Here is a 20,969-nt window from a genome sequence, read left to right on the forward strand (position 1 = left end):
CATGCCTATTACCGGCGACCAAATCCGCATGGCAAGAGCCGCGCTCAAGATCAGCATCGTCGAGGTGTCAAAAGCCACGGGGATCGACAAAAGCACGATTGTCCGGACAGAAGCCGGAGGAAACGCACTCTACTCGACGATGGTGAAGCTCCAAGGCTACCTTGAAAGCCAAGGTGTCGAATTTCTTGACGCAATCGAGGGCGAACGCGGTGCCGGTGTCGCCTTGAAATGGGGAGTGGAGCCGTCGAGACGATCAGACGGAGAAGACGAGAAGACGTCGCGTGACGGCGGAAACGGCATAAAGGCTCTACATCCAGAAGTCGCGGAATTCTGGGCGGCGCGCCCCGCTGCCTTCGCTCGTCTGTCCGAAGAGGGGCGACGTGCGATTTCCGAAGCGGCGCTCGGTGATCCCCGCGCTCTTGACGATCTTGCATCTCGACCGTGACATGCTGTGCATAACCACGCAATGTGTCGCACGGCGACTTGACCATCTGCACAAGCGCACGCGATCTTGTGCCTATGCTCTCAGTTCAAACAACATCTGGTGTGTCGCGGACGTTGACGCCCGCAGTCCATTCTCGTCGGCTCAGCCGGTTAATCCAGCCGCTGGAGAAACCGCCTTGCCGAGCGAACCTCGAAAACCACTCCCCGTCCCTCTGACCCTTCAGCCCCGCCTCATCAGCCGCGAGGCTGCGGCCGCGTTCGTGGGACTTTCTGTTCGGAAATTCGATGAATTGGTTTCGGATGGGCGCATGCCCAAGCCGAAACGCGTTGACGCGCGCGTCCTTTGGGACGTCCGCGCGCTTGATGCGGCCGTTGATCACCTCGACGGGGATGTCTCGCATACTGTCGATGGGGCGCGAGCATGAAAAAGCTTGATGAACACGGCGCCATGAACAGCGACGAATACGAGCAGCGCGAAATTCGTTTCGCGCCTCAAACCTTTCGCGTGCGAGGCGACGGCAGCTTTGAGTACCTAGAGCGCAACGAACAGGGACAGTGTCGTCCAGCACCTGAGCCTGAGTGGCAGATTGTGCATCGCGAGACTTCGAAGATGTCGTACGCGAACTGCGCTACTTCCGAGCCCTCCCCATCGGACCTCTACACCCTCGATGATGCGTGCGCGCGCTTCTTCCCCGGACTCGGCGTGACGCCGAGCGATCTCCGCTCTCTCGCGAAACGTAAGAGGCTCGCGCTTGTCTCGATTTGCCGGAAAAAATTTGTTCGTGGTGAAGATCTGAAGGAGATGGTGCTATGCCTCGCAGAGCAAAACCGCCGCGCCTCTGGCTTGAAGAGCGAGAAGGCCGGGAATCGAAATGGGTCATCCTCGACGCAGGCCGAAAAATCAGCACGGGCATCGATCGAGCGGATGCTGATGGAGCGGCCCGCGCCCTCCAAGAGTACATCGAAAGCAAATACACACCCAGCGGCAGCAGTAATCCCGCTGCGGTCTCGATAGCGGAGGTGTTGGAAAGCTACCTACGCTTGCATGTTCCCGATCTAGGCGAGCAGGCGAACCCTCGACGACACGTCCGCGACCTGGTCGAATGGTGGGCCGGGAAAACCGTTGCAGACGTGAAGGGCAAATCTTGTCGAGAGTATTTTGAGTGGCGCAAAACACGTGCGGCTTACGGCGCGAAGGGCGACACGACTGCAAGTCGAGATCTCGCGACGCTCAGAGCCGCTATCAGGCTTTGGCACAAAGAGCATACGCTTTCGATGGTACCGGTTGTTTCGATCCCGGAACCTTCTGATCCGCGTGACGAATGGCTCACGCGCGATCAGGTCGCGCATCTGCTTCGTGTCGTCCGGAATCGACCGAAATCCGCGCACCTCGCGCGGCTTATTCTGATCGGAGTTTACTCCGGCACGAGATCAGGTGCGATACTGAGCCTTCGGTGGATGCCGTCTACCGATGGTGGATGGATCGATCTTGAACACGATCTCATGTACCGGCGTGGCAGGGGCAAATCGGAAACCAAGAAGCGCACACCGCCCGTTCGCATTCACGCCCGACTTCTACCCCACTTGCGCCGTTGGCGCGAAGAGGACGTGGCGCGTGGCATCACCCATGTCATTCATTTCAATCAACGGCCAGTTAAGAAGCTCCGGAACTCGTGGGATTCCGCGCGCGAAATCGCGAATTTTGATCAGCATTTTGTCCTTCACAGCTTCAGGCATACGGCTACGACGTGGATGCTGCAAGCGGGCGTGCCGATCTGGGAGGTTTCCGGGTACGTCGGCATGTCCGTGAAAACCATCGAAAAGGTCTACGGTCATCACTGCCCAGATTACCAGAACAAGGCTGCTTCCGCGATTGCGCCGAAGCGTGTTCCAAGGCGTTCTTTTGCGCGAATGATTGGCGAATGAAACGAGCGAAAAGGTGCGAACAAAACGGGAAAAATCGAGCCGCTTTCGACCAGAAAGGCCAGAAAAATCAATGATTGCGATGATCGCACATCACACTTTTAATCAGAGGGTCGATGGTTCGAATCCATCTGGGCTCACCAACAAAATTAATAGTTTAGGTGAATAAGCCGGGCGAGATTAGCCGCCGGGTAACACCTGGGGGTACAATCCCCCGTTTGTTAGCTTGGCCTGCGCCAAATCCCTACAGGTTCACCTTGCCGCGGCGAGCCCGTGATCGAAGTGCTGTTTTAGCGCTCCGACCATAAATCCTGTCGATGTCGTAAAACGGGAAACCTGGATTACCTGGTGCGAGGTGGCCTCGCACGGTCATTAACCCCACCGACGTTCACGTTACGTCTCGTGGCGTGAACGCCATGCTTGCGCCGCTCTGCTCCTCGGTTCGGGCTCAGGTCGCACGGTGTCTGAGGATGCTCGCGAGGGCTTCTCGCCCCCGCATGCAGGTCACTGTCAGAAGCGGTAATTCAGGCCGATCTTCACCATGTGCAGATCTGCGGCGTTCGATGCCTTGCGACCGTTGACGGTATCCAACGAGCCCGGATAGGTCGTGGTGATGTTTTCTTTCTGCCCGCGACATGGCGGGGTATAATTGTTTGCGGAGCAGCGCGTGGTTACCGAATAGCTTTGCGTTACGCCCGCGGCTACAAATCGACGATCTCCGCCGTTACGTCCGGGACTGGCTGGCCTGCAACTTTGCCAGGCAACTCAGGGCCTTGCGGTTCCGGGCACCCTTCGAGGTTATCCGGAAGCCCAGCACCGAAACAGACCGTTACACAATGGGAGTAAACAGCTAATCGGCGGTTCTCGTCAGCAGGGCGATGAAGAAGCCGTCCGTTTCGTGGCGCGCGGGCGTTAGAAGAAGCCCGTGTCCTTCGCCAGCATAGGCTGTATCGACGGCTCTGCCGAGAACGTCCTGCGCGCGGCGGGCGACGTCGACGGCTGCGAAGCCCGGCGCGCGGGCGAGAAACGCCTCGATCTGGTGTTGGTTTTCTTCCGGGAGGATTGAACAGGTCACGTAGGCGAGCGTCCCGCCCGGCTTCACGAGGGTCGCTGCGATGTCTAGAAGCGCCGATTGTGTAGCGACGCGCTCCTCAAGCTGCGCGGGCGAAAGCCGCCATTTCGCATCCGGCTTGCGCCGCCAAACGCCGGTGCCGGTGCACGGCGCATCGACCAGCACGAGATCCATGTGGCCCGCCAGCGCGTCGAGTGCCGCCGTCTCGCCCGGCTGAAGCGTCTGCACGTTACGCGCGCCCGCCCGCTTCAGCCGCTCGAAGATGGGGCGAAAGCGCGTCGCGTCCGCGTCGTAGGCGTAAATCTGGCCTGTGTTCTGCATATGCGCCGCGAGCGCCAGCGTCTTCCCGCCCGAACCCGCACAGAGGTCGGCCACCTGCATGCGAGGTTCCGCGTCCGCGATGAGCGCCGCGATCTGGCTGCCTTCGTCTTGAACCTCGAACCAGCCCTTGCCGTGCGCCGGGTCGGCCTCGACATTCGGATTGCGCGCGCCACCCTCGCGCGGCGGCAGCCTCACGCCGATCGGAGACCACGGTGTTTCAACGGCATTATGGCGGTCGAACGCCTTCAGCACCTTGTCGCGCGTCGCCTTCAGCGTGTTGACCCGGAGGTCGACCGGAGCGCGGTTCGCGAGCGCCTGTCCCTCCTCAACCGCACGCGCGCCGAAGGCCGCTACGAAGGACGCTGCGAGCCACTCAGGGTAATCGCCCTGCACGTGCGCCGGTGCGGCTGAAAGGTCGCTGCTCTCAAGCCCCGCGATTTCAGCGGCCGTCAGCGGTTCCGGCGCATGCACCTCGCCCGAGCATAAAACGGCGATGTCGTCCGCTGTCAGACCCCACGAGCGGCGCAGCGCCGCCAGCGCCACGGCGCGCGGCTCGTCGCAGTTCATGAGAAAGGCAAGCGAACCCTTCCGCCTCAGGCTGTCGTAAACGAGGTTGCCGATCCAGGCGCGGTCGCCCGATCCGGCAAAGCGGTGCGAGCGGCCCCAGTCGGCGAGCGCGACCGATGCCGGTCTGCCCCGCTCCCTGATCTCGGACAGGATTTCTATCGCTGCTTGAAGTCGCGCGCCCGTCTGCATGCGTTCCCTTGGTCAAGAGTGTTCGTCGGCACGGGGAGATTTGCCGATAAGCAGATGGAAAACAAGAAAAAGCCGGAGTTTTAGCGAGAAACTTTCGATTAATTGAGGACCGGCCAGATGAGCGCCTCTCTGCAATGCAACCGATGGAAGAGCAGAAGAACGAGATCGCGACATTTATTGAAAACGATCTCGCCCTGAGGTCGAATTTGAGCATTGGCGGGGCGGTACAGGAGGAGTCGCGCGTCCGGCGCGATTATTCCGATTCCTGCATCCAACACCCTAGCTAGCCGGAGTCATCGGCTCTGAATCACAAGGGCCGCTTGCAACTTTCTGACCTGGTCCAGCTTCGCAACTGCCTTGGAGCGTGATCGCGGCGACTGCGGTTCGACTGTCAAATTCGCTCGACTAGAAGTCGACCCAGCCGGAAAGCTCGCGTTTGACGATGGTCGTCAGCGTGTCGATGCTCTCGTTCGAGTCGTTCAGGCAGGGCAGGGCAGCGAATTTCTCGCCGCCATTCTCCAGGAAAATTTCCGCCCCTTGAATGCCCATCTCTTCCAGCGTTTCGATGCAGTCCGAAGAGAAGCCGGGGGTCATCACCGCCACGCGCTTCACGCCTCTCTGCGCGAGGTCCGCTATGGTGTTGGCGGTGTAGGGTTGTAGCCACTCCGCCGAGCCGAAGCGCGACTGGAAGGTGAGCAGCAGGCGGTTTTCGGACCAACCGAGCGCATCACGAAGCAGCCGGACCGTCTTCGCGCAGTGACAGTAATATGGGTCGCCAGCGTCAGTATAGGAGCGAGGGAGGCCGTGGAACGAGGAGATTACAACCTCCGGCTCGAAATCGAGCGCAGCGATACGCGCCTTCGTGGACGCGGCAAGCGCATCGATATAGTCCGGATCTTCGAAATAGGGCGGCACGACGCGAATGGCGGGCTGCCAGCGCATTTCCTTCAACGCGTCGAAAGTCTTGTCGCAGGCGGTGGCGCTAGTCGCCGCCGAATATTGGGGATAAAGCGGGAAAATCAGGATGCGATCGCAGCCCTTTTCCTGAAGCGCCTCAAGCCGTGACTTGATGCTCGGATTTCCGTAGCGCATCGCCCAGTCGACCTCGATGCGCGGGTCGCGGGCCAGAAGCGCGCCGATCTTGTCGCTCTGGCTACGCGTAATGGTGCGGAGCGGCGATTCATCGCGCTCGGAATTCCAGACGGAGCGATAGGCTTCCCCGGACGTAAAGGGGCGCTTGGTCAGCACCACCATGTTGAGGATCAGCCACCAGACAACGGAATTAGCCTCGATCACGCGCCGGTCGGACAGAAATTCCTTGAGGTAGCGCCGCATGGGCCAATAACTCGTGCCGTCCGGCGTACCGAGGTTGACAAGCAGCACCCCGATGCGACCGTAATTCACAAGCGGATGGTCGGCAGGCGCAGCCAGCGGAGCACGTGCGACTCCCCAGAAGCGCTGCGGCATAAAGTTCATAATTCCGCCTCCCACCTGCTTTCGCGATCTGACGCCGCAATTTTCGTGCTCGTTTGTGCCCGCAAACGAAATACTTGATTAGCGCGTCGATCGCAGCGTGTCATCCTACCTACGTCTAGATATGCCCAAAAAATAATCGATTTTTCGTGAGCAGTGACGAAAACGCATGCTCGCCGGTAGGAGATGGTGATCCCCTCCGACGTTCGCAAACGCAGGCTAAACAACGTATTAGTACCATTTTGCCGCAACGTCTGCTGACGCCGCCTTTCCTAGTCCGTTTTTGCAACGTTTTGTTAAACAGGATCGTTGCGCAAGGCCGTAATTCGCCGCATCGACCGAGTCAGCGCCAGTGTTCCGCTATCCAGGGCGTCGGCCGCACCTGCTTGTAAAACACGTGATACCAATGGTCCCGCGGCCATTTTCCCACAACCGCCTCGTCCGGATCGGGCTTCCCGGTGAAGGCCACGACCTTCGTTCCATCCGGCAGCGGCGGCGTCTTGATAAGGTTGAGCGGCCATGTCGGGATCAGGCTGTGCTTGAAGCTCTGGCACCAGGCATCCGGCCAGAACTCCATGTCCGTGATTTCGCGCGAGATGAAGGTCTGGCTGTTCCGGTATTTGCCGTAGTAGCCGTCGAAGTCGCTCATCAGCCGGTCATAGAGATAAGTGTGGCCGCCGACTGGGAAGCGATAAACGGACGTATTGCCGATGCGCTCCTTGGGCTGCGTCCAGTTGCGCGCCACGCAGAAGTGCCCCGGCTTGTAGTCGAAAAAGTCGTCGAGGCCGCCGGTTATGACCACGTCGAGGTCGAGGAACAACACCTCGCCCGAAATTCCGTCCAATTCCTTCTGCCACAGCGAAATCTTGCGCCAGGGCAACCAGCGCTTTTTCTCGGGCAATTCGATAAAGGGGAGCGGGTAAGTTTCGACGCCTTCGTCGACGCCCTCAGTATCGTCCGTATAGCAGACGAAACGTGTCGGGCGCGCGGTGTGACGGCGAATCATGGAGTGGAGACGGTTGACGTAGTCCGGGCCATAACGCTTGCCCCACTTCATGGAGATGATCGTCTGGCTCATCGCTGTGAATTTCCGTCGCCGCCCCGTTGGCGGCGCTTATAGACCGGCCCCGCGCGGCTGTCACCTGCCGTTCTCGCCGCTTTCGAGACCCGCTCTCTAAGGTGCCGCGCTTGTGCATGCCCGGTCGGTCGGCTAGAGAGGCTGCGTCTTCATCTCTAGGTTTCGAGAGGCGCCGATGAAAATCTGGGGATTGTACAGCCTGACGGGCCTCATCTTCGCCGCCGCGACCCTTCTCGTGGATCAGGTTCAGAAGGTCTGGACGATCGCTTTCTTCCAGAGCGGAGAAACCGCGAAGATCGTCGTCGCGCCGTTCTTCGACATCGTGCTCGTGTGGAATCGCGGCGTGTCCTATGGGCTATTCAAGCAGGACAGCGCCGCCGGTCAATGGATTTTGATCGCGTTCGCGCTTGCGGCAACGTTCGCGCTGTTCCTGTGGCTGGCGCATATGCAGACGCGTCTTTCGGCGGCGGCGGTCGGCCTCATCATCGGCGGCGCGCTCGGCAACGCCATCGACCGGATGCAGTATGGCGCGGTGGCGGACTTCTTCTCCTTCCATGTCGGCTCATTCAACTGGTATGTGTTCAACCTCGCCGATGTCGCCATCGTGGCGGGCGTCGGGGGCCTCCTTTACGACTCGTTAAAATCAAGCCATAAAGAAGCCGGAAACCAAGCCTAACGCTCGGTTTCGACGGGAATCGGGGGCGGTCAACCATGTTTGCATCGCGAAAAAACGTGATTGGCGTATCGGCGGCGTTTGCGCTTGCCGTGGTTCTGGCTGGCTGCGATGGCGGGCCGGATCTCGAAATCAACGCGCCGCTGCTCGATGCGGCTGGCGTGAACGTCAAGGAAACCTTGATGGGCAAGCCGGCGCCCGAGCCGAATCTTCAGGAGCGCGCTCCTCTTGTGATGCCGCCGGCGCATGCGCCGCTGCCGGTTCCGGGTGAAGCGCCGCAACTTGCTTCCGCGCAGGCGTGGCCCACCGATCCCGAGGAAGCCAAGAAGCAGGCCAAGAAAGACGCCGAAGCCAAGCGCAAGGACTATTGCCGCAACGGCGAGTGGACTGACGACAAGGGCAACATCGACAGGTTCAACAAGAACGTCAATCAGGACATCCGTTGCCGTCCGGACTGGATTTCGCGCGCCATGGGCACGACGAAGAACGAGGACGAGGCCGAGAACAAGGGCAAGAAGGTTCAGTAGCGCGACGCGGGCAGGCGCCAGCCTCTTGGCGGCGTCGAGAGTCCTCAGCCCAAGGCGCTTTTACTTTCGTTCTTGACACTTGGGGGCTTTGGCGCAGGCGCTTGCGCGCTTCATCACTCACCCTTGCTTTTCTTTGCTTGAGAACGGCTGCTTTTCGAGGCGACGGGATTGCGCGACATGCGCCATTTCGCCTATGAGAAGGCATGAACATTTTCCAGAATTTTGAAACGCGAATTCGCGACATCCTGCGCGAGATGCAGGCCGAAGGCGCGCTGCCCGAAGATGCGAAGCTCGATACGTTCGTGGTCGAGCCGCCGCGTCAGGCGACCCATGGCGACCTCGCGACCAATGCCGCCATGGTGCTGGCGAAGCCTGCCCGACAGAACCCGAAGGCGCTCGCTGAAGCAATCGCCGCGAAACTGGCGCACGACCCGGACGTCCAGAAGGTGGAGATCGCCGGGCCGGGCTTCATCAACCTCACGCTGAAACCTGCGATCTGGGGCGATGTGTTGCGCACGGTGCTCACGCAAGGCGCTGACTACGGACGCGGTACGCTTGGAGCGGGCCAGCCCGTCAACGTGGAATATGTCTCCGCCAACCCGACCGGTCCGATGCATGTCGGCCATACACGCGGCGCGGTTTTTGGCGATGCGCTGGCGAGCCTGCTCGACTTCGCCGGGTTCAAGCCCGCGCGCGAATATTACATCAACGACGCTGGCGCGCAGGTCGATGTGCTCGCGCGTTCTGCGCATCTGCGCTACCGCGAGGCGCTCGGCGAGGACATCGGCGAGATCCCGGCTGGGCTTTATCCGGGCGATTACCTGAAGCCGGTCGGCGAGGCGCTCGCGAAGGAGTTTGGCAAAACGCTCAAGGGCGATGAGGCCGAATGGCTGCCAAAGGTGCGGGAGCGCACCATCGCCGCCATGCTTGATCTGATCCGCGATGACCTCGCCTCGCTCGGCATCAAGCACGAGGTGTTCTTCTCCGAGCGCTCGCTCACCGCGAACGGCGAGGACAAGATCGCCGAGACGATCGGCTTCCTGAAAGCGAAGGGGCTCATATACGAAGGACGCCTCGCCCCGCCCAAGGGCAAGCTGCCCGACGACTGGGAAGACCGCGAGCAGACGCTTTTCCGCGCGACCGATTTCGGCGACGACGTGGACCGTGCGCTCAAGAAGTCGGACGGCTCCTATACCTATTTCGCGGCCGACATGGCCTACCACAAGACGAAGATCGAGCGCGGCTTCAAGACGCTCATCAACGTGCTCGGCGCGGACCACGGCGGCTACATCAAGCGGCTCACGGCGGCTGTGAAGGCGCTTTCGGACGGCGAGGCGCAGGTGGATGTGAAGATCTGCCAGCTCGTGCGCCTGTTCCGCGGCGGCGAGCCGGTGAAGATGTCGAAGCGCTCGGGCTCGTTCGTGACGTTGCGCGAGGTGGTGGACGAGGTCGGCGCGGGGCCGGTGCGTTTCATCATGCTGACACGCAAGAACGACGCGACACTCGATTTCGACTTCGAGAAGGTGCTCGAACAGTCGAACGACAATCCGGTGTTCTATGTGCAGTACGCGCATGCCCGCGCCTGCTCGGTTCTCGGCAAGGCGCACGAGGGCTTCCCGGATATGGATCTGTCACCTGATTCGCTCGCGAAAGCTGACTTTTCGCTGCTTGTCGACGATGCAGAGGTTGCGATCGCGCGGAAGCTTGCGGAATATCCACGACTTGTTGAGCAGGCGGCCCAGGCCCATGAACCGCACCGCGTGGCGTTCTATGCGCATGAAATCGCAGCGTTATTCCATAGTCTCTGGGCGCGAGGCAAAGAACTGCCACAATTGCGATTCATGGTTCCCGCAAGCTCGGACATTACAATGGCGCGAATGGCGCTTATAACGGGGACCGCGCTAGTATTGCGCTCTTCTTTGAAGTTGCTCGGTGTGGAAGCAATTTCAGAAATGCGTTAGTCCTGCCCAGGTCCGTGAACTAGCGAATATGGAGGACAATCGTTCGATGTCTACGAATGACGATTCGGCATCGCGGCGCGGACGTAGTCCTGTCGAGGGGGAGAGGCGAAACCCCGCCGCACAGGAACGCGACGAGAGATGGGAGCAATCGTCGTCGCGCGATCCAGCTTCCGGCGGGTATCCCGAGCAGCGCGGTCGTGAGCCGCAACGCCCGGCATTCTCCAATTTCAGCCGCCACGCTTACGAGCAGCCGCGTCAGGTTCAGCAGCCGCCCGCTCAGCCTCCGTTTCCCGCGCGAAACGAGCCGCCCCGGTTTTCCGACCAGAGCCCGGCGAGCTATGTTCCGCCGCCGTCGCCCTATGCTCCTGAACCCGGCCCGCTCGATTATCGCAGGGATGCCGGCGACGATCTTTTCATGAGGGACACGCCGCAGTTCGATCCGGCACCCTTCCCCGCGAAAGGCCCCGCCTATCAGGACGATCTCTACGATCAGCCCGTCCAGCGGCAGCAGGACCCTTACGCGAATCTGCCGATCCGTCAGGCGCCGCCCACGCCCCAGCCGCCTGCCCCGCGTCAGGACGACGCGGCCTACTACCAGCGCGAGGCGCGCTCCACGGTCGATGACTACGATCAGGGTTTCGCCGCGCAGGAAAGGCAGGCGTCGCGTTTCTATTTGCCGGAGGAGCAGCCCCAAGCGCAGCCTCCGTTGCCGCCTCGGAGCGCGCAGCCGGACCGCGGATTTGCGCCGCCGGCCGATCGAGGCTACGCAGTGCAACCGCCGAAAGCTCCGGTCGATCGCGGATATGTCCCGCAACCGCCGCAGCAAAGCGCCCCGGTTGATCGCGGCTACGCTCCGCAACAGCCTCAGAGCTTCGCTCAAAACACATATGCGCCGCAGCAGGAAGATTACAGCGCGCGCTTTCCCGCACAGGGCGGATGGGCTGACGACGCGGCTCCCCATGGCGACGATCTCGGCCGCCATAATCCTCACGCGGATGAACTCGACGAGGATTTCTTCGCGGACGAGGACGAACTCGAACAGGATCATGCCCCTCAGCGCAAACGCAGCCGGAAGCTTTTCGTCGCTGCCGCGCTCGTCGGCGCCATAACGGTCGGCGGCGGCGGAGCGTATCTCTACAAATCTATGAGCGGACCTGCGGACGAGACTGGCGTGATCCGTGCCGACCCTCGTCCGTTGAAAGCCGCGCCGGAAAATCCGGGCGGAAAGCAGTTTCCCAACGGCGAAAAGACGATCTACGACCGACTGACGCCGGACGGGCAGCAGGTGCAGGCGGCGTTTGCGGCTCCGGCTTCCGCGCCCGCTCCGCAAAGCTATGCATCCGCGTCCACGAGCAGCGGTCAGCCGAATTCGCTTGAGGACCGCATAGACGAGGCGTTGCGTAAAGCCCAGCGCACCGGCGACGCGCCGCAGCCGTCGGGCCCGGCGGCGCGCGGTCCCGATCTGCCCACGGTGGTGCGAAGCGAGGTCTATCGCCCGGATGGAACCCGCGTAGACACAAACCGCGCCCCGGCCCCGAGCATAGCCAGCGCGGCGAATGGCGAGTTGCCGCCCCCGTTCGGCAATGGGCCGTCCACATTCCCGGCCACTCAGGCAGTGCCGTCTCCGGCTCCAGCGGTTCAGCCGTTCCGCACCGGCGCCGTATCGTCGGCCGCGCCCGTGACCCGGTCGGCATCGCTGACGCCGGCGGAACCCGCTACGGCGTACGCCACACCAGCACCGGCGGGCAGCTTCTGGGTTTCCTTGAAATCCGCACCCGACGAAAGGGCGATCCAGCGCGACATCCCGATCCTGACGGACAAGTATAAGAGCGTGCTTGGCCCCGTGGCCCTTCAAGCGAAGATCGCCGACCTTGGTGCCAGGGGCGTAACATATCGCGCTGTGGCGGGACCGCTCGGCACGCGGCAGGAAGCGATGGAACTCTGCCAGAGGATCAAGGGTATCGGCGGTGACAAATCCTGCTTCGTGACAAACTAATGCAGCGAATTTACATTTGATTTCACACACCGCTGGTGCACCGTCATCAAGTGTAAAATTCGAAACTGCACTTGATCAAATGAGCGCCCGTGCTCTTGCGGAGCAAATGTTGCTTGAGGCCTGCGGCAATGTTGAGCAAACGTATGCGCCAGAGCACTAAATATAGCTCGAAGGTTAGAGGCAGGCGCGCCGATCAGGTTGATTTGACCTGATCGCATGGTGCTCTCGTGAAGCGAATTTGACATTTGGCACGGTGGCCGCGAGCGTGCCGCAAAGGGGATGCGAATGTCGGAATCGGACCACTAAATCGCTGGGCAGCAACTGTCATCTCCCATGAGCCGGTTCAATTCCTTCTTAAGAAGGTCTGGTCGCACCGGCTTCACGAGCGCCGGCACGCCTTCGAAAGCCCGCGGAAGCTGGTCGAGCGAGTATCCAGATACGATGACAAAAGGAATGCCGCGTCGATTGAGTTCGAGCGCGACGGCTTCCGAGGTCTCCGATCCGAGATTTATATCGAGCACCGCAGCACTACAGCGGGATTTCTTCAGTATTTCGAAGGCTTGCGCCACGCTGCGCGCTGGCCCCAGAACTTCGAACCGAGCCTCCCGCAGGCTGTGCACGATTTCCAGCGCGACGAGCGCCTCATCCTCGACGACAATCACACACCTGCGCCCCGACTGTGGCCCCCCCGCCGGTGGCTTGGCCGGAACGGACGTGGGCGATCGTCCCTCCACCATGTTCTTGAGCGGGCATTGCAGGCGCCAGATCACACCGGTCGGCTCGAAGTCGAACTGGACCTGCGCATCGAGGCTCATTTCCGTCATCGGCCCGAGAACCGTGGAACCGAATCCTTCTCTGGCTCGGGTGTTAACAGTCGGCCCGTGGGCCTCGCGCCATTCCATCTCGAAGCTGTCGGCCTCCTCGCTCGCATTCCAGCCGACGGACCAGCTTACGTGGATGGTCCCCTCGCTTGAGGAAAGCGCGCCATATTTGCCTGCGTTCGTCGCCAATTCATGCAGCGCCATCGCGAGCGTCTGCGCCGCCGGAGCGGAAATGAACAGCGGTGGACCGTCGAGCGAAATTCTCTCGCCGATAGCATCGCGAAAGTGCGCAAGCTGCGAACGGATCAGTTCCGTAAGAACGACGCCCTTCCACTCCGACTTGACGAGCAGATCCTGCGCAGCCGCAAGGGCGCGCACGCGCTCTTCGAACCGCTCAAGGAAGTCTTCGGGGTTGGTGGATACTGTCTGTCGCGCGATAGCCTGAACAAGGGCCAGCAGATTTTTGGACCGGTGGTTCACTTCCCTCAGCAGAAGCTGCACCTCTTCCTCATGCCGCTTCCGCTCGGTTATGTCGCGAATGGTGCCGGTGAAATAGCGCCTTCCCGCGAGATGCCACTCAGCGATGGCAGTATCGGCCGTGAAAATCGTGCCGTTCTTCCGCCTGTGCATGAGTTCGCGGCCACTCCCCATTAGCATCGCCTTACCGGTTTTCAGATAGTTAGCGATGTAATTATTGTGCAGGGCGAGATTCTGCTCAGGCATCAGCATTGCGATGTTTTGCCCGGCAAGTTCTTCCTGGCTGTAGCCGAAAATCCGCTCGCCGGACGGATTGATCGACTGGATCAGCCCCGCATCGTCGATGACGATGATGGCGTCGACGGCCGTATCCACGATCGCGCGCAGACGTTCCTCGCTCTCCCGGTGGACTTCGTCCGCGCGGCAGCGTTCCAGAAAGTCCGTGGCTTGCCGCACGAAAAGAGCGAGCCTCTGAAGATCCTGCTCCGAAAGATCGTGCGGCTGCGAAAAATGCGTGGACAATACGCCCAGCACCGTGCCGTCTCGTGAGACGAGCGGGCTGAACTGCGCGGCTCGAAACCCGAGAGCCTCCGCGACTTGCGGGTATTGTGGATCGACAAAGCGCGGATCATTCGAAATGTCTTTTATAATAAGAGTTTCGCTCTTCCGTATCGCCTCGGCGAGGACAGGATAGTCGTCAATCCTCGTTTCCTCGAAGGCCGCGACGATGGACCGGTCAAAGCCGCGGACGGCTGCAAGGCGGATGACGCCGTGCTCAGCATCGTAAATATGGATCCCTCCGCGATCAGCGCCCAACAGTTCGATCGCCGCGCCAAGCACCTCGTCGAGCCCGCTGGCGAGATCGCGCGCGCGCCATAGCCTCGAACTGGCGTCGTTAAGGCGGCGGAGCGCCGCAGCGTCGCGCGCCAGCGTCGCTTCGCTGTCGCGCAGCGCCTTTTCAGTATGTTTCCATTGGGTGCAATCGAAGAACGCTCCAACGGCACCACGCACCCCTCCCTTTTCGTCGAAGAGCGGCAGGGCGTTACCGTGGATGAATCGCGATCGGCCGTCCGGATAGTGAATTTCCATATCCTCGCCGAGAACCGGGCGTCCGGTCTCGGCTGCTCGATGAAGGGGGGACTCGCCTTCCTCCACCAGGCGTCCATTTTTCGAAACCCGGACCAGTTTGGGAAATCCGGCAACTTCAACCTGCCGTGGCAGCCCCAGAATATCCTCCGCCATCCGATTTAGGCTGAGCCGCGAACAGGCGCGGTCTTCTCCAAAAATCACGGCGGCCGGCACTGCCTCCAGAACGGCTTCGAGATCCTGCCGCCTGAGCCGCTCGCGCTTTTCACTCTCGCGCAGCGCCTCCTCGGCCTGCTTGCGCTTCGTTATGTCCGTCGCGAGCACCATTGCGAGGCGCGCTCCCCCTCCAACCTCATCGGGCAGCAGGGAAACGATCTTGCGCGTCCAGACGGGCCGCCCGCTCTTGTGCAGGTAGCGGCCTTCAACGTCGATGAAGGAGATTTCGCCCGCCTGCATCGCACGCCCGAGTTCGAGGTGCTCATCATATTCATCGGGATGGAATAATTCGGAAAAATGCTTCTCGCGAAGCTCGCTCTCGGAATATCCGACCAAGCTGCTGTAAGCGCGATTGCATTCGAGGAAATGGCCGTCAGGGCCGGTAATGGCTATCCCGGCGAGCGAATACTTGTAAATGCTGCGAAAGCGGCCTTCCCATACGGCGCGGTCGATTTCGGCCTGCCGCTGCTCGGTCACGTCGATCAGCGTGCCGATGGAAAGCGCCACCTTGCCTGTCGCCGGATTGACGGGACCGAGCGATTGGCCACGGTCCAAAATCCATCTGATCTCGCCGTCTGGCCGCACGATGCGAAATTCATTGTGATATCGCCCAACCGTTCGCACGATGGCTTTCGCCGCGCGGTGGATGCGTTCGCGGTCATCCGGATGGATGCACGGCAGCACGCTGTCCATGCACGCCTTGCTCTCCTCGGCGATGCCGAGGAGACGCCGCATATATCCAGACCAGCGCACGTTTTCGTTGGCGATATCGTATTCGTAGATACCGAATCCGGCCGCTTCGCTGGCAAGCTCAAAGCAATGTAGAGCCCCTTCCAGCGCAGAAAGCCCCGTTCTTTTGTCGCTCATTTCATTCATTTCATTCGAGGAAGCTGCCTTTCCCTCAGGCTGCTTGTCGTGGTAGCGAGGCGCCTCAAAACACGCTGTCTGAAACATCTGTGCACAGAGCTACCCTAAGCTTCGACAAGATAAAAACAACCTATGGTGAGGATATGTACCTGCGAAAGCGCGCGGCGCGCAGCGTTTTGGCCGCAGGGCTGGCGCTAGCGGCAGCGTCGCTGTCGTTCGGTGGAAACGGGAGATTACTCAATTTGCAGCCGAACGGAAATCATTCCTCTAAGAGTGTTAAGAAACACAAGTTTGCTTGCTTCGACAATATCCTTTCGCGTTAACAGCTTTTCGGCGACATCGCCACGGGCGAGAAGCTCGGCGCGAAGCGTTCCCGGCAGAAGGCCGCAAGTCTCGGGCGGCATAACGAGCTTTCCGTTGCACATGATGGCGACGTTGCCTCGCGTGAATTCCGTAATTTCTCCGCGTTCGTTGAAAAGGAGCGTGTCGAAGATGGCGGTATTCTTCGGGGCATGCGCTTCGTAAACGGCGCGGTTCGTCGTCTTGTGCCGCAGAAATTCGTCGTCGCTTGAGACGGGCGATTGCGCGAACCTCACGACGGGGTCGGCCGGCGTGTGCGGAACCGGGCCTGTCTCAAGCGTCAGCACACCCTCCCGCGACAGGAGCAGGCGCAGGCGATGCGCGCCCGTCGCGCGGTCCGCGCACGCCTCCGCAATCGCGCGGCGCACCTCGGCTTCATCGAACGGAAAGCCGAAATGCTCCGCCGCGCGTGCGAGCCGCGCCATGTGGCGATGCAGGATTACAACCGCGCCGTCCTCGATCCTCATCGTTTCCAGCAACTCGAAAGGGGCGCTCGCGCGGAGAAGGAAACGGCGCTTCATGATGCACTCCTCATATTCGTCGGCGGCGTTCGAGTCCCACGTCACGCCACTGCCCACACCACAGACGGCGGTGCCGTTCGCGATGGCGACCGTTCGAATGCCGACGCTAAACGTCGCCGCGCCGCCCGGTTCGATGATGCCGAGCGCCCCGCAATAGGGGCCGCGCGGTCCGGTTTCGAGCGCCGCGATGGACTTCATCGCCGCGATCTTCGGCGCGCCGGTGACGGAGCCGCACGGGAACAGCGCGGCGAAAATACCGGCGAGCGCGGTCTTCGGGCGCACGGTGCCGGTGACGGTCGACGTCATCTGCTGCACGGTCGAGAGCGTTTCGATGGAGAACAGCTTCGGCACGCAGACCGTGCCTTCGACGGCGACGCGCGCGATGTCGTTGCGCAGAAGATCCACGATCATGAGGTTTTCCGCGCGCTCCTTCGGCGAGGCGAGCAGCGCTTCCGGGGGCGCATCGGCCCGCGCGGTGCCCTTCATGGGGCGGGCGAGAAGTGCGCGGGTTCGCGGCTCCCATGCGAAGAACAGTTCCGGCGAAACGGACGCGATCTGCCATCCAAGCCCTGAAACATCGCCGAAATCGAGATAAAGCGCGTAGGCGTGCGGCTGCGCGCGTCGCAGCGCTTGGAACAGGCCGCGCGGGTCGCCCTCGAAGCGCGACGCAAGGCGCATGGTGAGGTTCACCTGATAATGCGCGCCCTCGGCGATGCCGTCGCGGATGTGCGCGATCTTCTCCCCATAAGCCGCGCGCGTCATGTCGGCGTTCCAGCCCCCGCAGGCGAATGCGGAGGGCGCTTCGCACGGCGGTGTCGGCGCGTCGAACACGGCGAAGGCCGCGAGCGGAAAGCCTGGGTCGGGCGCGAGCGTCCTTAAAGCCGTGTCAAAAGCCGTCGCCGCCTCATAGGCCACGAAACCGACAGCCCAGCGGCCTTGCTGCGCCTGAGCCTCCGCCTCGCGGATAACGGGCATCACCTCTTCCACACGCTCCGCGACAAGCAGCGCGCGCGGCGCGGCGAAGCCGTGGCTCAGCGGCAGCGCGTCGTCCTTGGGGAAATCGATGAAAGCGCGGGCGTACAGCGGGCGATCCTGAGGCTTCGGAGGTGTCGTCGGAGCGTACCAACGCAACCGGCCGCTGCAAACAGGTTTCGCAAGCGAGGCGACACACGGCTAAAGGCGAAGACGCCGCTCAAGGTGCGGGGGCTTGCGCGCGGCCCATGCGGGGAGCAATCTGGACGAAAAAGATACATAAGCTCGGAGGAAACATGGGCTACAATTATATCATCGCGGGCGGTGGCTCGGCGGGCTGCGTGCTCGCGAACCGGCTCTCCGCCGATCCTGCCGTCAAGGTGGCGCTTCTCGAAGCGGGCGGACGCGACTGGAATTTTCTCATTCATATGCCGTCGGGCTATGCGGGCTTGATGCGGACCGGCTGGGTCGATTGGGGCTATCATACCGAGCCGCAGGCGGGCCTCAACGGGCGGCGGCTCTATTGGCCGCGCGGGAAGGTGCTTGGCGGCTCAAGCTCCGTCAACGCCATGATCTACATTCGCGGGGTGCCGAGCGATTACGATACGTGGGCGCAACTCGGCAATCGCGGCTGGGCGTGGGACGATGTGCTGCCTTATTTCAAGAAGGCGGAAAACTATGCAGGCGGCGCGGATGAGTATCACGGCGGCAACGGTCCGCTGAAAGTGTCGCGGCCGGGCGTCGTCAACCCGCTGAACGTGGCCTGGATCGAGGCGGGCAAACAGGCCGGCCACCCCTACACGGACGATTTCAACGGCGCGTCGCAGGAAGGCTTCGGCCCGATCGACTGTACGGTGTCGAACGGCCGCCGCGCGAGCGCCGCGGTGTGCTACCTCAAGCCGGTGATCGACCGGCCGAACCTCACCGTGATTACGCGGGCGCAGGCGACGCGCATCGTCGTGGAAAATGGCCGCGCGGTCGGCGTGGAATACGCCCAAGGCCGCGAAAAGCGCACCATCCGGGCCGACCGCGAGGTGATTGTGTCGGGGGGCGCGATCAACTCGCCGCAATTGCTGCTGCTGTCGGGCATCGGCCCGGCGGACGAGATCGCGCCACACGGCATCAAGTCGGTGCACCATCTGCCCGGCGTCGGCAAGAACCTTCAGGACCACATCCACGGCGCGATCAAGCATTACTGCCCGAAGCCCGTCTCCTACTACAACATCGTGAAGCCGAGCGCGCTCGTCCGGCATGTCGCCTATTATCTGATGACGCACAAAGGCCCGGCGTCGATCGTGGGGCTTGAATCGCTCGCGTTTCTCAAGACGCGGGCCGAGGTGGTTGCCCCCGATGTTCAGTATCACTTCGCGGCGATCCTCTATGCCGATCACGGGCGCAAGATGATCCAGCGCCACGGCTATATGGGCTATTACAATTTGCAGCGGCCGCATGCGCGCGGCGAGATCGTGCTGAAATCGGCGGACCCGCTGGCGCATCCGGCAATTCAGCCGAACTACCTGCAAAACGATGCCGACCTGCGAACGCTGCGCGATGGCTTCAAGATGCTGCGCGACGTGTTCGCACAGGCGGCGTTCGACCCCTATCGCGGCGAGGAGTTTCAGCCGGGCGACACGGTGCGCACCGACGCCGAGATCGACGACTACAACCGCCGCACGGCCGAGACGATCTATCACCCGATCGGCACCTGCAAGATGGGGCAGGACGACATGGCGGTGGTGGATGAGACGCTGCGCGTGCGCGGGCTGGAGGGCTTGCGCATTGTGGACGCGTCCATCATGCCGCGCCTTATCAGCGGCAACACCAACGCGCCGACGATCATGATCGCGGAGAGAGCGGCGGATATCATCCTGTCGGGTGTGGTGGCGTCGTCAGATTCGGGTGACGCGGCGATGGCGGCCTGACCCAGCAACCGGCCTCCAGCGCCAAGGCGGCCACACGCGCCGCCTTGCCTCGCCACGTCAGTTCGCGCTCGGCCCCCGGAAACGGTAGCCGCCATTCTCCAGCTCGTCGAAAAGCTCGTCGAGTTGCGGATGGCGCAGCGGCTCGCCGCTGTCGTCCGGCAGAAGGTTCTGCTCGGAGACATAGGCGACATATTCGGTCTCTTCGTTCTCGGCAAGCAGATGATAGAACGGCTGATCCTTCTCTGGACGGATATCCTCCGGGATGGCCAGCCACCATTCATCTGTGTTCGCGAACTCGGGGTCGACATCGAAAATAATTCCCCGAAAGGGGAAAAAGCGATGCTTCACGACTTCCCCTATGGCAAACCGCGCGCGCCGTTCTTTCGCCATGGCGTTATTAAGTTCTTCCCGCATCCTTCAAAAACTTCGCACTAATGCTTCTGGGCTACAAGATGTCACGCGGTCACTGGGAAGCGCCGTCTTTCGCGTCGACGAGGTTTGCGAGGTCGACGATCACCTTGGCCTGTTTCCAGGTCGCGTCGTCCTGCATCTTGCCGTCCACCATCACCGCGCCCGTGCCGTCCGGCATGGCTTCGAGGATGCGCCGGGCGAAAGCCGCCTCGGCCGGGTCCGGTGTGAACACACGACGCGCGATCTCGATTTGAGAGGGATGCAAGGTCCATGCCCCTGCGCAGCCTTGAAGGAAGGCGTTGCGGAATTGCGCTTCGCACGCCGCCGTGTCGGAGAAGTCGCCGAACGGGCCGTAGAAGGGCTTGAGGTCGTAGGTCGCGCAGGCGTCGACCATGCGGCCCACGGTGTAATGCCACAGATCCTGCTGGAAGAAGGCGCGGGCTGCGTCGCCCGACGCGTCCGCCAGCACGCCGTAGGACGGATGCCCGCCGCCGACGCGCGTCGTCTTCATGGCGCGGCTTGCGGCGAGATCCGCCGGCCCCAGGCTCATGCCGTGCATGCGAGGGCTCGCGCCCGCGATGTGGTCGACATTCGCCACGCCTTCCGCCGTCTCAAGCAGCGCGTGGATCATGATCGGCTTCTTGATGTTATGCTTCGCCTCAAGCTGGGCGAGCAGCTGGTCGAGATAGTGGATGTCCCACGGGCCTTCCACCTTCGGCAGCATGATGACGTCGAGCTTGTCGCCGACCGCTGCAACGATCTCGACGATATCGTCGAGCACCCACGGGCTGTTCAGCGCGTTGATGCGCGTCCACAGCCCGGTGTTGCCGAACTCGTTCTCCTGCGCGAGCTTGATGAAGCCCTTGCGCGCGGCTTCCTTCTCGGTCGCGGGGATCGCGTCCTCAAGATTGCCGAGCACCACGTCGACCTGCTTGATGAGGTCCGGCACCTTCGCGCGGATCTTCTCAACATGCGGCGCGACGAAGTGGATCATTCGTTCGAGGCGCACGGGCTTTTCCACGAATGGAGCCGGAGCACCCGCCGCGAGGGCCTTGAAGAATTTGGATGGGGTCTTTGTCACTGCCATTGGAG

Annotated in this window: 15 protein-coding genes and 1 pseudogene; 9 read left to right on the forward strand and 7 right to left on the reverse strand. The window is 61.7% G+C overall.

Annotated elements, in window-relative coordinates:
- The first annotated feature begins 1 nt into the window (after position 1).
- The 4 genes and pseudogenes from T281_RS03725 to T281_RS19485 all read left to right on the forward strand — a co-directional run.
- Positions 2-445 carry a helix-turn-helix domain-containing protein gene (locus T281_RS03725; protein WP_037234425.1) on the forward strand — a complete coding sequence of 148 codons (444 nt, stop codon included), beginning with the start codon at positions 2-4 and terminating at the stop codon, positions 443-445.
- 420 nt (positions 446-865) lie between these two features.
- Positions 866-1,459, forward strand: coding sequence for a hypothetical protein (locus T281_RS19045; RefSeq protein WP_052036989.1), 594 nt, complete (start codon positions 866-868; stop codon positions 1,457-1,459).
- A 26-nt stretch (positions 1,460-1,485) separates the two neighbouring features.
- Complete coding sequence (locus tag T281_RS18150) at positions 1,486-2,370, forward strand: tyrosine-type recombinase/integrase (RefSeq protein ID WP_199502257.1); 885 nt, start codon at positions 1,486-1,488, stop codon at positions 2,368-2,370.
- A gap of 704 nt (positions 2,371-3,074) precedes the next feature.
- Positions 3,075-3,176, forward strand: a pseudogene (locus T281_RS19485) (IS481 family transposase); the annotation flags it as partial.
- Positions 3,177-3,217: 41 nt separating this feature from the next.
- Here the strand turns inward: T281_RS19485 and T281_RS03740 are convergent.
- From T281_RS03740 to T281_RS03750, 3 genes are all read right to left on the reverse strand, one after another.
- Positions 3,218-4,516, reverse strand: coding sequence for an RsmB/NOP family class I SAM-dependent RNA methyltransferase (locus T281_RS03740; protein ID WP_037234438.1), 1,299 nt, complete (start codon positions 4,514-4,516; stop codon positions 3,218-3,220).
- A gap of 405 nt (positions 4,517-4,921) precedes the next feature.
- Positions 4,922-5,992, reverse strand: coding sequence for a ferrochelatase (hemH, locus tag T281_RS03745; RefSeq protein ID WP_037234442.1), 1,071 nt, complete (start codon positions 5,990-5,992; stop codon positions 4,922-4,924).
- Between the two features lie 340 nt (positions 5,993-6,332).
- Positions 6,333-7,067, reverse strand: a complete 735-nt coding sequence (locus T281_RS03750) for a hypothetical protein (RefSeq protein ID WP_037234445.1) — start codon at positions 7,065-7,067, stop codon at positions 6,333-6,335.
- 175 nt (positions 7,068-7,242) lie between these two features.
- On the opposite strand from T281_RS03750, the gene lspA reads away from it, so the two are divergent.
- From lspA to T281_RS03770, 4 genes are all read left to right on the forward strand, one after another.
- Complete coding sequence (gene lspA / locus T281_RS03755) at positions 7,243-7,743, forward strand: signal peptidase II (RefSeq protein ID WP_037234448.1); 501 nt, start codon at positions 7,243-7,245, stop codon at positions 7,741-7,743.
- Positions 7,744-7,778: 35 nt separating this feature from the next.
- Positions 7,779-8,267, forward strand: a complete 489-nt coding sequence (locus tag T281_RS03760; RefSeq protein WP_037234451.1) for a hypothetical protein — start codon at positions 7,779-7,781, stop codon at positions 8,265-8,267.
- 203 nt (positions 8,268-8,470) lie between these two features.
- Positions 8,471-10,228 carry an arginine--tRNA ligase gene (argS, locus tag T281_RS03765; RefSeq protein WP_037234454.1) on the forward strand — a complete coding sequence of 586 codons (1,758 nt, stop codon included), beginning with the start codon at positions 8,471-8,473 and terminating at the stop codon, positions 10,226-10,228.
- Positions 10,229-10,274: 46 nt separating this feature from the next.
- On the forward strand, positions 10,275-12,224 hold the full coding sequence (locus T281_RS03770; protein WP_162173107.1) for an SPOR domain-containing protein: 1,950 nt from the start codon (positions 10,275-10,277) through the stop codon (positions 12,222-12,224).
- 302 nt (positions 12,225-12,526) lie between these two features.
- Here the strand turns inward: T281_RS03770 and T281_RS17405 are convergent, their stop codons facing one another.
- Both T281_RS17405 and T281_RS03780 read right to left on the reverse strand, forming a co-directional pair.
- Positions 12,527-15,691 (reverse strand): PAS domain S-box protein, encoded by a 3,165-nt coding sequence (locus T281_RS17405; RefSeq protein WP_162173108.1) that lies wholly within the window; start codon positions 15,689-15,691, stop codon positions 12,527-12,529.
- A 233-nt stretch (positions 15,692-15,924) separates the two neighbouring features.
- Entirely contained in the window at positions 15,925-17,703 is a 1,779-nt protein-coding gene (locus T281_RS03780; RefSeq protein WP_052036993.1) for a chorismate-binding protein, read from the reverse strand.
- A gap of 137 nt (positions 17,704-17,840) precedes the next feature.
- On the opposite strand from T281_RS03780, the gene T281_RS03785 reads away from it, so the two are divergent.
- A complete protein-coding gene (locus tag T281_RS03785) occupies positions 17,841-19,466 on the forward strand; it encodes a GMC family oxidoreductase (RefSeq protein WP_037234460.1) in 1,626 nt (541 codons plus the stop codon).
- A 57-nt stretch (positions 19,467-19,523) separates the two neighbouring features.
- Here T281_RS03785 and hspQ read toward each other — a convergent pair whose 3' ends face one another.
- Together hspQ and T281_RS03795 are read right to left on the reverse strand one after the other, a co-directional pair.
- Positions 19,524-19,856 carry a heat shock protein HspQ gene (gene hspQ / locus T281_RS03790; RefSeq protein WP_037234462.1) on the reverse strand — a complete coding sequence of 111 codons (333 nt, stop codon included), beginning with the start codon at positions 19,854-19,856 and terminating at the stop codon, positions 19,524-19,526.
- A 73-nt stretch (positions 19,857-19,929) separates the two neighbouring features.
- Entirely contained in the window at positions 19,930-20,964 is a 1,035-nt protein-coding gene (locus T281_RS03795; protein WP_037234477.1) for an HpcH/HpaI aldolase/citrate lyase family protein, read from the reverse strand.
- Positions 20,965-20,969 lie beyond the last annotated feature (5 nt).

This window comes from Rhodomicrobium udaipurense JA643 (genome assembly GCF_000636015.1).
Classification (GTDB): domain Bacteria; phylum Pseudomonadota; class Alphaproteobacteria; order Rhizobiales; family Rhodomicrobiaceae; genus Rhodomicrobium; species Rhodomicrobium udaipurense.